Source organism: Pseudomonas sp. GW823-FHT02E01 (genome assembly GCF_058797535.1).
The window spans coordinates 223,031-236,953 of record NZ_JBXAJS010000010.1 but is presented as its reverse complement, the minus strand read 5'-3'; the positions used below and the strand labels follow the sequence as shown (position 1 = coordinate 236,953).

General features: G+C 59.1%; 9 protein-coding genes and 2 pseudogenes. 6 read left to right on the top strand and 5 right to left on the bottom strand.

Annotated elements, in window-relative coordinates:
- Window positions 1–89: 89 nt before the first annotated feature.
- Window positions 90–1,130 carry an Ldh family oxidoreductase gene (locus AC1RDQ_RS23465; protein WP_492588270.1) on the bottom strand — a complete coding sequence of 347 codons (1,041 nt, stop codon included), beginning with the start codon at window positions 1,128–1,130 and terminating at the stop codon, window positions 90–92.
- Window positions 1,131–1,364: 234 nt separating this feature from the next.
- On the opposite strand from AC1RDQ_RS23465, the gene AC1RDQ_RS23460 reads away from it, so the two are divergent.
- Both AC1RDQ_RS23460 and AC1RDQ_RS23455 read left to right on the top strand, forming a co-directional pair.
- Window positions 1,365–6,197 carry a dermonecrotic toxin domain-containing protein gene (locus tag AC1RDQ_RS23460; RefSeq protein ID WP_492588268.1) on the top strand — a complete coding sequence of 1,611 codons (4,833 nt, stop codon included), beginning with the start codon at window positions 1,365–1,367 and terminating at the stop codon, window positions 6,195–6,197.
- Window positions 6,198–6,413: 216 nt separating this feature from the next.
- Window positions 6,414–7,415 carry a FecR family protein gene (locus tag AC1RDQ_RS23455; RefSeq protein ID WP_057714707.1) on the top strand — a complete coding sequence of 334 codons (1,002 nt, stop codon included), beginning with the start codon at window positions 6,414–6,416 and terminating at the stop codon, window positions 7,413–7,415.
- A gap of 56 nt (window positions 7,416–7,471) precedes the next feature.
- On the opposite strand, the gene pvdQ is transcribed toward AC1RDQ_RS23455, so the two are convergent.
- Complete coding sequence (pvdQ, locus tag AC1RDQ_RS23450) at window positions 7,472–9,814, bottom strand: bifunctional acylase PvdQ (protein ID WP_492588267.1); 2,343 nt, start codon at window positions 9,812–9,814, stop codon at window positions 7,472–7,474.
- A gap of 248 nt (window positions 9,815–10,062) precedes the next feature.
- Here pvdQ and AC1RDQ_RS23445 point away from each other — a divergent pair, with 248 nt between their 5' ends.
- Complete coding sequence (locus AC1RDQ_RS23445) at window positions 10,063–10,434, top strand: hypothetical protein (protein ID WP_057714705.1); 372 nt, start codon at window positions 10,063–10,065, stop codon at window positions 10,432–10,434.
- Between the two features lie 8 nt (window positions 10,435–10,442).
- Here AC1RDQ_RS23445 and AC1RDQ_RS23440 read toward each other — a convergent pair whose 3' ends face one another.
- Together AC1RDQ_RS23440 and AC1RDQ_RS23435 are read right to left on the bottom strand one after the other, a co-directional pair.
- On the bottom strand, window positions 10,443–10,631 hold the full coding sequence (locus AC1RDQ_RS23440) for a hypothetical protein (RefSeq protein ID WP_057714704.1): 189 nt from the start codon (window positions 10,629–10,631) through the stop codon (window positions 10,443–10,445).
- Between the two features lie 301 nt (window positions 10,632–10,932).
- Window positions 10,933–11,118 (bottom strand): annotated as a pseudogene (locus AC1RDQ_RS23435) (LysR family transcriptional regulator); the annotation flags it as partial.
- Between AC1RDQ_RS23435 and AC1RDQ_RS23430 the strand changes: the two are divergent.
- Window positions 11,113–12,042 (top strand): annotated as a pseudogene (locus AC1RDQ_RS23430) (aldo/keto reductase); the annotation flags it as partial. The pseudogenes AC1RDQ_RS23435 and AC1RDQ_RS23430 overlap by 6 nt on opposite strands.
- Window positions 12,043–12,089: 47 nt before the next feature.
- Here AC1RDQ_RS23430 and AC1RDQ_RS23425 read toward each other — a convergent pair.
- Window positions 12,090–12,620, bottom strand: coding sequence for a hypothetical protein (locus tag AC1RDQ_RS23425; RefSeq protein ID WP_057714702.1), 531 nt, complete (start codon window positions 12,618–12,620; stop codon window positions 12,090–12,092).
- 385 nt (window positions 12,621–13,005) lie between these two features.
- On the opposite strand from AC1RDQ_RS23425, the gene AC1RDQ_RS23420 reads away from it, so the two are divergent.
- Both AC1RDQ_RS23420 and AC1RDQ_RS23415 read left to right on the top strand, forming a co-directional pair.
- The gene (locus AC1RDQ_RS23420) at window positions 13,006–13,452 is read left to right on the top strand and encodes a DUF411 domain-containing protein (protein ID WP_492588265.1); all 447 of its coding nucleotides are present in this window, start codon (window positions 13,006–13,008) and stop codon (window positions 13,450–13,452) included.
- Complete coding sequence (locus AC1RDQ_RS23415; protein WP_090455409.1) at window positions 13,452–13,886, top strand: YqaA family protein; 435 nt, start codon at window positions 13,452–13,454, stop codon at window positions 13,884–13,886. The genes AC1RDQ_RS23420 and AC1RDQ_RS23415 overlap by 1 nt, the downstream gene beginning before the upstream one ends.
- Window positions 13,887–13,923: the final 37 nt, after the last annotated feature.

The following is a 13,923-nucleotide window of genomic DNA, read 5'->3' as shown; positions in this document are numbered from 1 at the left end:
GGCGGTGTGTCAGCCAATATCCAAGTTGCTGACACACCGCCTTCGCGAGCAAGCCCGCTCCCACAGGGGGTTGCCGCGCATCTAACGGATCACTCCCCCGCCAGCTCCCGCAAGTTCGCCAGCGTCCGGGCATCCAGCTCAATGCCGTTGACCTGTGACCTGGCGCGCTGATGATGGCGCCGGTCACCCGGCAAACGCTTCAGGCCGACACCGTGCATTTGCCGCACCAGTTCCTGGCTGCGCTCGGCAAAGCTTTGCCCCGCCGCCTTGTCCGGATCGATCACGATAAGCAACTGGCCAGTCCAGGGGGTCTTGGCGCCAGGGTGGTTCTTCCAGTCGAACTCGAAGGAAAAATTGCCACCGGTCAGTGCCGCCGCGAGCAACTCGACCATCATCGACAACGCCGAGCCCTTGTGCCCGCCGAAAGGCAGCAACGCGCCGCCCTCGAGAATCGCCTTCGGGTCCGTGGTCGGCTGGCCGAGGCTGTCTACGCCCATCCCTTCCGGCAAGCGTTCACCTTCGCGGGCGGCAATTTGCACATCGCCATGGGCAATGGCGCTGGTGGCCAGGTCGAAGACAATCGGCCCGCCCTCGGCCCGCGGTGCAGCGAAGGCAATCGGGTTGGTGCCGAACAGCGGCCGGTCGGCACCGTGGGGCACCACGCAGGTCATGCTGTTGACCACGCTCAATGCCACAAGGCCCTCTTCAGCGAAGGGTTCGACATCCGGCCACAAGGCCGCGAAATGGTGCGAGTTACGGATCGCCAGCACCGCGATGCCGGCACTTCGGGCCTTCTGCACCAGTAACTCGCGTGCCGCCGCCAGGGCCGGTTGCGCAAAACCGTTATTGGCGTCGACCCGCACAAACCCTGAAGCCACATCTTCGACCAGCGGAACGGCCTGGCCATTGACCCAGCCGCTTTGCAGCGTCGAAACATAACCAGGAATGCGGAATACCCCGTGACTGTGCGCGCCGTCGCGCTCGGCACTGGCGCAGTTTTGCGCCAGCACCCGGGCAACCTCGACCGACGTGCCGTGACGCAGAAAAATCTTCTCCAGCAAAGCGCTCAGCGCTTCGAGTGACAGGTGTGACGGGACCGCGGTAGAGGCGTGATCGTGTGGCGCAGACATCTGAAGCTCCAGACTAATTATTGGAGGGGGCAACAGCGTACAAAGACCCGCCGATTAACAACGCGCGGCGTGCGACCTGTCAACCTTTCGCTCAGGGTCGATGAGGTATATCCCTGTCACAAACGCCCGCGACCCGTGCGTTATCTATTTACCACCCGCGTCAACGCACCGGCTTTTAGTCTCGATGCTCAATCCACAGGCGCCTTTGAGTGGCACCTAGAACGAGACTCGACGATGTCTACACCATTAACTCCGCTGTTTTTCCCCGAGGCGCTGACGTTGCGCGGTCTCTGGAGAGAACTTGGCCAAACCCACGGGCTGACGCGAAGGGACTTCGAATGGTTCAGCCATATCGAACTGGCCACCCAGGCACTGCGCGACGAGCAGACGCCGCCCATGCTGGCGAAGAAAATCCTGCTGAAAATCCCTGGACTGGAACCCGTGGCGCTGGCCGGCAGTTTTTTGCTGACTGCGACGCCCGATGACAATGGCGTGATTCTCTACACCCCGTACGCGGGAATAAAAAAGTTCGCCGACCGTACGGCCCTGACCGAACAGCTGATGACGCAACTCAAAGCGGCCGGTGAAGACGACGACCTGCTGGCCTTCATGGCGCTGTCTCAACGCAAGGCCGTGGTGGGCGCCACCGACATCGAACTGGACTTTCAAACCATCGACGGGGACGTGTTCGAAGACCAGCGCAACACCCTCTCCACCCAGCAGCAACTTAACGACCAGGCCCTGCTCGACGAATTGAAAGCGCTGCCGTCCCTGACCTCTCTGCTCGACACATTGCTGAGTCAACGTCTGGCGGCGTCGTTTCCCGGTCTGGATCAGAGCCGGACCCAAGTGAACTTCTACCTGGCTACAACGCCAGAAAATGCGGGCGAAAGCCATCCGGCGCGACGCTGGGTCAACACCCTTTCCCTGAGTGACGCGGTACTCCTGCACTATCGCCATCAGCGTTGGCCATCCGGGCAGTCCCATGAATTTTCCCATCCGGGAAAGTCCCCGACAAAAGCCGACCAGCCACTCTGGGAAACAGCCGTCACGACAATCTCGCGCCAACTGATCGGCCTGCTGATCGGGCAGCTCGAAGGTTTCTGGGCTGCGGCGAGCACCGAAGGTGCATCGCGTCGCCAGTTCTTCGGCCAGGCCATCGCCGACCAGACGAGGGTACAACTGCTGCTCAAGCGCGAAGCCGGGATCATCACCCCTGAGCAAAGCCAGGACTTGCATGCGTTGATCTCGACGGCCAGCCGGACGAACAAAGCTATGACGGTCGAAACCGTGCGTCTGTGGGAGTACCAGGCCAACTATGTAGAGTTGGCCGGCTCACTGATGGTCAGCGCCGGCAATGCGTTTCTCTACACGCCCACCGCAGGCCTGCAGGTGCTCGAGAACTATCAGGACTTGTGCGATACGTTACTGAGCAAGTTCAGTGCGGCCGGTCATGAGGATGAACTCTATGGTCTGCTGAGCCTGGATGAACGCCAGCGTTTCATTGGTTTTGACCGGCCGAATGTGACCGGGGAAGTGATTGGCGGCGCGATCTTCCCCAAGCTCTTCGACGGGATCATCAGCAAGCAACGGCAGAACATGGAATATGCCCTGCAGGTGTTCCGTCACAGTGACGGCAGCGTGGACATCCACGCCCTGTTCGACAAGGCGCTGGATATCCGCTCGATGATCAGCGAGCGACTGCTGACGCTGGATGCCGGCGGACGCTGGAGCACACGCCCCGTGTTATCCGGCAATCAGCATCCCTCCACAGTGCTGGCCGATACGGCGGCAGCTTTCGTCAAAACCTTCTGCGACATCGAAACACTGATCAACGCGGACTTTGCAGCACAACCGGTTGCGTCTCTGGCCTTGCAACGGGTCTATCTGGAAAACATGAAACCCCGCCTGGCCCATGCACTTGCCGTTGGCCTGCGTGGCGAGGCCAGCCTGCGGGTGCTTGGTGCAACATTGCGGGATGCGGATCGGGCCATTGTCGAAACAGTCTTCAACCCGGACCAGCCCGACCGGCAAAACCGCTTGTCACTCAAGGGTTTCCGACCCGATGCCTACTCGTTGACGCTGGAGCGCTCCGGCCAGCAGGATGTCCTGCCCCTGGCCCATTGTCTACTCGTGACCGAGCGTGGCGGACTCGATCCCTCGCATTCCGGCCGGACGATCCTATGGACACCCGCCGAGGGCCTGGAAGTCTTTGACACCATCAGTCGTGCACGGCTGGAACTGAACCGCCGCCTGCTCGAGCCGCAGCAACGCCTGGCGCTGCTGGAAAACCTGACCCCGACCCAGCGCGTCTTTCACCAACGCTACTCACTGGGACCGTTGCGGCTGATTGAAGGGTCTGTGTTGGAACGGGTCGCGCAATCGTCCATCGAGCACTTTTTGGCTCGCTGCGAACACGTACGTACTTTCGACCTGAGCGACACGAAGCAGAAAAAAGCCCTTGAAGACCTGACCACAACGGTCCTCAACACCAACCTGGGAAGAGCCACGTCGATTGCCCGGGCGATCAGCCAGCAGCAGTCCCTGCCCGCCTGGCTGGGAATGGCCCCGCTGCAAGAGCAGCGACTGCACCTTGAACTGCTGGAGCAATACCGCCACAGCGTTGTTGAGGACAAAGACTATTTACACGGGACCAAACCCCTCAAGTCGTATGTGCAGGAAACACTGAAATCGTTGCTCGCCAGCCGCTTCCCCGCAACAGCGCTGGACCCTGACAATATCGAAATCACCCCGGACCTGGCCCTGGTCGGCCCCGCCCGGAGCCTCACCGAGTTCGCCTTGCAGCACATCAACATTGCGCAAGGCACAGGGTTCAAGGTCGGGTCGGCGACCACTCAAACGCTGCCCCGGAATCTGGATCAGGCGGCTGTCCGCCAACTGTTGCGATCACTGGACATCGCGCAAAACTACGCCAAACAGGTCACGGACAGCTTGTCGAATCAAGCGGCCGACGTCGAAAGCAAGATGTTGCGCTTCGTCAAGCAACTGCCCTGGCAACTGCTGCAACACGCGCACGAACTGAAACTGCAGCAACGGCTTTCCGACAGCGCTTTCGATTTGCTTCGGCAAGTATTCGACATGCCGGACGCCATCGCCCGGGCGACCGTAGAAGGTGCTCACGCCATTGCCCGACCATTGGAACTGATCAAGACAACCGGCGCCGCCGCCGTCAAGGCGCTGGGCCTGTACCTGATTGGTCCAGGCTCGGGCAAGGCAGGCCCACAAATCCTCTATGCCCCTTACCACCCGGGTGGTTCACCCTTCGTTGAATTCAACAATGAGGCCAGCGTTGTTTCGGCACTCAACACACCGGGGCCATTGCAGGACATGTTGATACGTCGCCTGCCGGACAGTGAGCAAACGGTGTTTCGCAACCTGTTGGAGTCCACCGTCGGCCAGTCGAGCGAAATCACCCTTGCGTCCAACCCCATCGGCGGCAACCTGCTCACCCATTTGTTCCATGACAACACCCAACTGTTGGTGAAGATGCTCGCCAGCCAGTCACACGCTAGCGGTCAGTCGGACTGGGAGGCCGTTAAACACCTGTTCGGCGCCGGCATCGAGCGCATTTCAAGCCTGCTGCCGGGCAAACTCGCGTACGTGCAATTTCTTTGGAAGGCCTACAAGGATGCCCTCAATTCGGCCGAAGCCTTGCAGGACCATCATTGGATGACCGCGTTGCGCGAGTTTATTGCCGGGACGGCGCAAATCCTGTCATTGGGCCGGCTGTCACTTGATGGATGGGGCGAAAGCGCCCAGGAAACCGGCGAAGCCGTTGCTCCACCGGCTGTCACCCCCGTGATCGCTCAACCCTGGTCGAAGATTCGGTCGACAGCAGCAATGCGCACCCGGCTGCAACCGTTCGAAACCACGGTTGAACTCAAGGACCTGGCGAAAAACAGCACTGACGGCACCTATCTGGACGCGGGCAGCAAGAAAACCTGCGCCGCCATTGCCGGAAAGGTGTACGGCGTAAACAAGACCGGAGCGGTCTGGAGAATGATCAAAGGCAAGGAAGAAGGCCCCGTGTTAACGATTACTCCTGACAAACAATTGGTCATCGACCCGGATTTCCACACCGTTCACTTCGGCAAAGTCGTCTCGAAAATGCACAATCAGTATGCCAACGCCTATGTTGCGCGGGCGGTCCTGAACATCGAGGCCCGGGGGATGGACGAAATCCGGGCAAAGCATCCCGCTAAAGCCCGCATGATCGTGCAGGCCATCGACATGGCTCGTTATTATGCGTTCAACAGCCTGCACAATCTGGTGCAACTCAGGAAACTCGTCCCGGGCACACGGCTCGATACCTTCCTCAAACAGTTCTTTGATGTTGGTCAGGTCGACAAATCACTGCTCGAAAAAATCAAACAGGCCATCGTCCCCGTCTGCAACGCGCTGGTCGATCCCGATGAAGACTGGATGAACTCGCAACGCTTTATCGTGGGTTCAAGCCGGGACCCGAAGGACAACCTCGTCGCGTTTGTCGTGGACAAGGATCTCCAGCGCAATGTGCATTTCACGGAAAAATTCTTCAATCAACAACTCGACTGGTACAAATCCAGCTTGACACAGCCCTTCGATGTCGACGGCCACAGCCAGGCCGCGACCCTGATACACGAATTCGCTCATTTGTTTTCCGGGGCCGTGGACATTGCATACCTTGAGGCCAGGCTGCCGTTCAGCGATCTGGTAGCGTCGGTCACCGGCTATGGCGCGGCAAAGAAACAGTCTCAGCTGGATTTCCAGCGAGAAGCCTTATCGATGAAAACGCCGAAAGAGGAACTGTTCGCACGCTGGAACAGTGGCCTGCAATCCTGGATCAGCCTGGATTCGATTCCGGATTCTTATCACATTGGCAAGGCCATTCTACGGCTGACGGGCAGCCAGACCATGGATAAGGCACGGGAAGCTTTTTTAAACAGGCAGGAATCGAAGTTCCGAACCGACGTCATTTTGCACAATGCCGACTCGATCGCCTTTTTGATCTGCGAAATGGGCCGGCAACTGGACCCGGTGCCGGTCACTCCGACCGCTGAAACCTGACCGCGGCGTAACAACGCGCAGATCCCCGGGTCTGCGCAGCACAACGGTGTTTGACTTGATGTTTTTTTCACGCACCCTATGGATACTGTTTATTCGACAACCGATGTTCCAAAGGCGATGCGTTGAAAAAAAACAACACATTGATGGTTAAATGCCATGACTGATGTTCTCGCAGACTTCCCCCAAGGTTAGAATGCAGGAAATCAGGAAGGGCCAATGACCGACCACACACTTTCGGAAGCCGAATTCGACGCTATCACCGATGCTGCCGCGCATTGGTGCATGCGTCTGCACGCCAGTGACTGCACCGAGCAAGAGCGCCAGGCGTTCGAGCAATGGCGTGATGCACATCCGCTCCATGCCTTCGAGTACGAAGCGATGCTGGAGATCTGGGATGTCGCCGGCGAGTTGCCTCGTCCCGAACCCGTCGTGCCGCTGGTTCGCCGCCAACCCGAAACCCCGTGGCGCCGCCTGGCCATTGCCGCGGCGGTATGTGCCCTGGCACTGCCTTTGGCCGGTTATGGCGGCTGGCACCTGGGCTGGGTACCGAACGCGTACCAGCATTTCGAAGCGACCGACAATGTGCGTACCGTCACGTTGAAAGACGGCAGCCAGGTGGAGCTGAACCTGGGCAGCGAGCTGACGTACAGCAACTACAAGGATCAGCGGCAAGTCACGCTGGATAAAGGCGAAGCCTTCTTCAGGGTCAGCCATGACACCCGCCACCCCTTCGTGGTCAAGGCCGCCGAAGGCCGGATTCGCGTGACCGGCACCCAATTCAACGTCTGGATGTATGAAGACCAGGTCAAGGTCAACCTGATCGAAGGTTCGGTACTGGTCAGCAGCAACGCCGACCTGCAAGGCGATGGTTTGCGCCTTGGCCCGGCGATGCAGGCCAGTTATCGCCGCGGCGACTTCATTCCCCGCATCAGCCAGACCTATGACAATGACAGCTCGCTGGCCTGGCGCCAGGGCAAGCTGGTGCTCGACGATCTGGCCTTGAGCGATGCGCTGCCCTTGATCAATCGCTACCTGGATAAACCGTTGATGGTGGCTGACCACAGCACCGGCTCGATCCATATCGGCGGCATCTACAACATCAAAGAGATCAACGGCCTGGTAAAGTCCTTGCCGCGGGTCCTGCCGGTCTACCTGACCCGTAACCAGAACGGCAATCTGGTGGTCAACGCGATTCCGCAAATCTCCCCGAAAAGCTGAAAAGGCCGCCACCCTTGCGGATGCGGCCTTCAGCATTCATGCGAAACCCCACTACCTTACTGCGCGGCCACTTTTGCATCCTGCCGGCGGATCGTCTGCACCTGATAGTCCGGATCGGACAGGATCTGTTGCTCGGTGAAAGGCAGCACGCTCCATTGCTTCCTGGAAAAGGCTTGCGTCTGGTCCCGTGAATACTTCGAGGCCGGGTCGCTGGACAACGAGAATGCCAGCAGCCCTTTGGCCTGCGGTCCGTTTTCGTCAAAGGTCACCACTTGCAGGTAGCTCGTGCCGCTGACCACTTCGCGCTTGCCATCGCTGCGCGGTACGCTCTGGATGGCGTTATAGACCCCCAACGTTCCCGGCCCGCCGTGGATCGGTGTCTGTTGTCCGCCGCTGCTGACCACCTGGATATCGCCCCAGCGACTGTCCGGCTTGAGTCCTGCCGCCTTGACCTGTTCAGCCGAAGCCAGCATCGCTGCCCGTAGCGCCTTCGCCACCTGCGGGTGATCGACTGCCAGGCCCCGTGGGGTATGTTGCGGATCCCGCGGATCGAATGCCACACGCCATACGTCCGGCACCGACTCCAACGCCTCCATGACATTCTGGAAGTGCACAAAGCCCAAACCGCTGCCCAAGTTGGCGTTGCGGTCCCAGGCCTTGAGGCTGGCGCACAGTGGCGCGAGCGTTTTGGCATCGGTACCGAGGTCCGCCGCGCAGAATTGCAGGAGGTCCGGCATCACTAGACTGGCTTGATAAACCCGATCGTCCATGACCATGTGTTGCAAGTCCGCTGCCTCGACCTTGCCGGCCTGGGCCAGCGCGCTCAAACGGTCCAGGGCAAAGCGCGAGCGCAGCCCCAGTGGCTGACTGTCCTGGCTGATCAACGGCGAATAGCCGGTCAGCGGTTGCGCCGGGTTGGCCATCCATGCCGAGTCGTTGGAGTGCTGGACAAAGTCCTTGCGTAGCAACTGCGGCAGCTTGTCCGCAGCATAGATACCCTGTTGTGCAGCCTGCGGGTCGATGTCCCAGGCACAGGCGCTGTTGGAGCCGTCGAGAATGATCATCTGCAAGCCAACGCGCGGATCGCTGCATTGCGCCAGCTTGTCGACACTGACGTTGGGCACCACCGAGAGGTTCATGTACAGCGTCTGCCCCTGATCGTCCGCTGCCAGCGTATTGACCCACGGAATGCCCTGGATCTCGTGCACCGAAGCCTGGAAATCCTTGAGGTTTTCAGCGCGGTTCATTGCGTACCACTGTTGCAGAACCCGGTCGTTATCCAGATTGGCGTCGCGCAGGCTGTAGGCGTATTGATGATCCCAATCCAGTTTTCCCGGCCATTGCACCACCGGACCGAATTTCGAGCTGTAGACCTCGTGGGAAATTGCCCGGACCTGCCCGTCCGCCTGCCTGACGTTGACGGTCTGCTTGTCCATCGGCAAGGACTGGCCGTCGAGCAGGTAACGGGTCGAATCCTTGGGATCGAGTTGCAGGCGATACAGCGTGAAATGCCTGGACGAATCCACGGTGTGGGTCCAGGCCAGATGTTGATTGAAACCGATGTTGATCACCGGCAGGCCGGGCAACGCCGCGCCCATCACGTCCAGTTTGCCGGGAATGGTCAGGTGCATCTGATAAAAACGCATGCCGCCCACCCACGGAAAGTGCGGATTGGCCAGCAACATGCCGCGTCCGTTGAAGGAACGCTCGCTGCCGACCGCGACGGCGTTGCTGCCACGGTCCAGGGCAAAACGCTGCATCCGCGTAGCGGCCACCTGGAACGCCGCCTGTGCGCTCGACGCCCGGGCCACGGCCTGGGGCGGCGTGGCACCGGCCAGGGCTTCGGCAAACTGGCCGACGCCACCTTCGACCAACAGGCGCCGGGTCAGCTTGACCAGATCCGACGTGGTAATGTCGCGCACCCAATCTCCCTGGCACTGCGGCGGCAATCCCTGGACGCGACGCTCGCTCAAGGAGCGGTTGTACCCCGCCACATAGCCTTCGACCAACTCACGCACTGGCGGGGTCTGGGCCTGCCAGAAACCGGCGACGGCTTGCGGAGTGTTCAGCCAGGTGAAAAATACATCGCTGGCCAGGTTCTCGCGCTCTTCGACGGTGAACTGATCCGGCCCGAAATACCGCGAACGTTCACCGTTGACCGTAGTGATTTCGTTGGCCAACAGGCACAGGTTGTCCTGGGCGTAGGCATAGCCGATACCGTAGCCGAGCCCGCGCTCGTTGTCGGCGCGGATGTGCGGCACGCCGAAACCGGTGCGGCGGATCTCGGCGCTCGTTTGCGCAGGCGTATCGCTCGCGCTCGCCGCAAGGCTCAGCCCCAGGCTCAACCCCAGAGTCACACCCACCAGGCTCAACCTGGTTAACTGGCTGGAAATAATCACGCTCGCTCCTGATCGAAAAAACGATGGTCACGGCTGCGCATACCCACGCGCACCGGGCCTCCCTGTAGGGACGAAGCTCACTACAAAAATTTTAGAGATTACTGCGCAACGCCCCATGGTCTGACAGGTTGATCACGCGATGGCGACAAAATTTCTACATTCGAGCCTTCATGATTCGGGCTGCTCATACGTCTAATGCTGTAAGAGCGCCCATTTTTTCCTGATCAGGCTCTGAAAGGAGTTTTGCAATGTACAACTCGCAACTGCCAACGGACGGTAGCAACGCGCCAAAGGGTACTTCCATGGGAGTCGGCGTATTCGAGCCGCGTACCGATCGCCACGGCAACGAGCGGATCAGGGTCCTGCTCAAAAGCTTTGGCCTTCGAACCAGTCTGATCCGCCTGAAAGTCATCGATGCCCTGCTGACGGCCGCCGAAAACGACCGCAGCCTTGGCGTGCGTGGCGTGCACAGCCAATTGCTGGACCTGGATATTCCCCTGTCCTTTCTCAGCGTGCGTGAAGTGCTGAAGCGCTTGTGCAGCGAAGGCGTGATTGTCCTCAACCCCGACAAGAGCTACAGCCTGCATCCCCAGGCTGCTGCCATTTTGCGTAACCGATGATCGAATGATCAGACTTTGACCTTGCGGCGCATCACGCCATTGATGACCACCACGACCACCGCCACGCCAATGGCGATGTACTGGAACAGTTTTTCGCTGATGACGCCGGTGTTCTGCAACCAGGAAAGGCCAAACATGATCCCCAGCACCACCAGGGAGATCAGAATCGAGTATTTCAAACGTTGCGACTGAGTCATTGCGGGTTCCTGAATCTGAAAATGTATCCGGTTTGTATCGACGCGCATGCCAAGCGCTTACCCTGTTTCGGGGATAAGCGGCTACAAGCGGGGTCTCATGTTACAGCCGATGAAGAGTTTTGGCTTCATTACGGCGATAACCATGAGGACTTTCAAATGTTGCGTCGAATCACATTGCTGATTCCCCTGCTTGCCATCCTGACCCTGAGCGGATGCATTGTTTTCCCCCACGGGGGCTGGCATCACGATCACTATGCCAACCATGGCGGACCAGGTTACTACCCACATCGTTAACAGTGGCTCAACGGCCTGAATCCTTTCGGTAAAAGTCATTGCCCGGCTGGGCGCACAGTCCCACCAACCAATCGACGAACACACGCACCCGCCGGGATAACTGGCGGTGCGGCGGATAAAGCGCCGTCATCGGCATGCCCGGTGGCGGCACTTCCCTCAGCACTTCACACAAACGCCCCTCCTCCAGTTGCCGGATTTTTACACCACCGGCACCGACGCCCGCGAAGCCACGGCCACCCTGCATCGCGCGCTGGAACTGGGCGTCAACCTGCTCGATACCGCCGATATGTACGGCCCGCACACCAATGAAGAGCTGATCGGCAAGGCCATTGCCGGCAAGCGCGATCAGGTGTTCCTGGCCAGCAAGTTCGGGATCGTCCGCGATCCGGCCAACCCCACCGCCCGTGGCGTCAACGGTCGGCCGCAATACATTCGCCAGTCCATCGACGGCACGTTGAAGCGCCTGGGCGTGGACACCCTCGACCTGTATTACCAACACCGAATCGACCCGCAGGTGGCCATCGAAGAAACCGTCGGTGCCATGGCCGAACTGGTCAGTGCCGGCAAGGTACGTTATCTGGGCTTGAGCGAGGCCTCGGCGGCGACCTTGGAACGAGCGCACAAGGTTCATCCGATCAGTGCGTTGCAAAGCGAGTACTCGTTGTGGAGCCGCGATCAGGAAGAAAACGGTTGCCTGGCGGCCTGCCAACGCCTGGGCGTCGCCTTTGTGCCTTATAGCCCATTGGGCCGAGGGTTTCTGACCGGCGCGTTGAAAAGCCCGGATGATTTCGCGGCCGACGATTACCGTCGTTTCAGCCCGCGCTTTCAGGGCGAAAACTTCGTGAAAAACCTGCTGCTGGTGCAACAGGTACAAGCGCTGGCGGCAGAAAAAGGCGTGACGGCGGGCCAACTGGCGCTGGCGTGGGTACTGGCCCAGGGTGATTACCTGATTCCGATTCCGGGCACCAAGCAACGTAAATACCTGGAAGAAAACGTGGCCGCTCTGGAGGTGACGCTGAGCGCCGAAGAACTGCACACGCTGGAAGCGGTCTTTGCGGCGAATGCCACCGCTGGCCTGCGTTATCCGGAAGAAGTCATGAAGCTGCTCGACCGCTAAGGGTCGCCGGCCCGCTCAATGAACCGGGCGGGCCGGGCAACAGGGCGTCAGGCTTCGTCCGAGAGAACAGTGCCCGGCCTCACCATGGGGCCGTTGCTTTTGCCATAAGTTTCCAGGTTTTGCAGCACGTAGATCGCTTTCTTGAACTCGGGAACCAAGTAATTGGCGTACTTGTTACCCTTCAAATTGTTGTTCTGGATGTTCTCCAGTTGCGTCGCGAAATATTCCAGCGCATTGAACTTCGCATCAGGGTCCTTGATGCCAAACCGGTCGAACTTGTCACCGGCATTGCTCAGCGTGACGGCCGTCACATCACTGATCAGGCCGCGTTCTTTCAGTAAGACACTGAGACTGCCCATGGATTTGACTGAAATATTAGTGGGATCAAAACCCTTCATCTGCTTGCGCAATTTCATCTTGTCCATCTTGACTGTATCCAGTTCAACTGGATTGTTGCCCACCAGGTCAAGCATCTGCCTGACCTTGACGCTCTGGGGAACAGGCTTTGATCTGCTGGCGGTATCTCGAACCAACAGGCCCGCCTTCGGGGTCCAGGCGCCGGTATAACCGATAGTCATTGAAAACTCCTTCTTTTTGATCAAGTTAGAGGGTCAGAAGTATCGGCCGGAGCACTAACGCCACCAAACTTTAATTCAGCGCTTTAACAATTTTCGTACAATTCAGATACATGCTGTAAAACTTCATGTTTATTGGACTTCGGAAGATTGATGAATAGTCTTTCAGACTTTTCGTACAGGGCGGATAGTTGGTTTATATCAATACCAATACTTACCCTCCACATTTCAAGCTGACAATTTTGTAATGTCCCCCTCATCTCCCTGACAGCGTTGATCTACCATCATTGAATGGCCTATCTTGTAGCAACTGGAAACACTCCTTGAATGCCTGACCCATAAAAATGGTCAGAATGCGTTTTTTTGCCCGTTAGCCGAGACGAATCCCATGCGAAACCCTCTGCGTCTGATCGCCCTGAGCGCCCTGTTCATGTCTTCCCTGGTCCAGGCCGCCGACCTCATTCCGATCGAGGTTCATCGCGACGCCAATTGTGGTTGCTGCAAAAAATGGATCACCCACCTGGAGGCCAATGGCTTCAAGGTCGATGACCACGTAGAAGTCAGCATGAGCGAATTCAAGCAACAGCACGGCGTGCCGCCACGCCTGGCGTCGTGCCACACCGCATTGATCAATGGCAAATTCGTTGAAGGCCATGTCCCGGCCGATCAGGTCCTGGCCTTGAGCAAACGCGACGATCTGCTGGGCGTCGCGGCCCCCGGCATGCCCATGGGTTCGCCCGGAATGGAAATGGACGGCATGAGCGATGCCTATCAGGTCATCGGCCTGAAAAAGGACGGCACTGACGTGGTGGTTGCGGACTACCCCGCCCATTGATGTCCGGCGCGTACTTCGGATTGTTTTTCGCGGCATTCGGTGCCGCCACGCTGCTGCCGTTGCAATCCGAAGCCGTGCTGGTCGGACTGCTGCTCAGCGATCGCTATTGGCTCTGGGCACTGCTGGCGGTGGCAACGTTCGGCAACGTTCTGGGCTCGCTAATCAACTGGTGGCTGGGGCGCGGGATCGAGCGGTTCCACGACCGACGCTGGTTTCCGGTGAGCCCCCGGCATCTGGAAAAGGCCCGGCTTCATTACCAACGCTACGGTCATTGGTCATTGCTGCTCAGTTGGCTGCCGGTGATCGGCGATCCGCTGACGCTGGTCGCCGGGGTCATGCGCGAGCCGCTGGGGCGCTTCCTGCTGATCGTCACCCTGGCCAAAGGCGCCCGCTACAGCGTGCTGGCGTTGGCGACTTTGGGCTGGATGGGTTGAACCTTCAAGGGCGGCGATTGCCTGTGATTAATGCCGC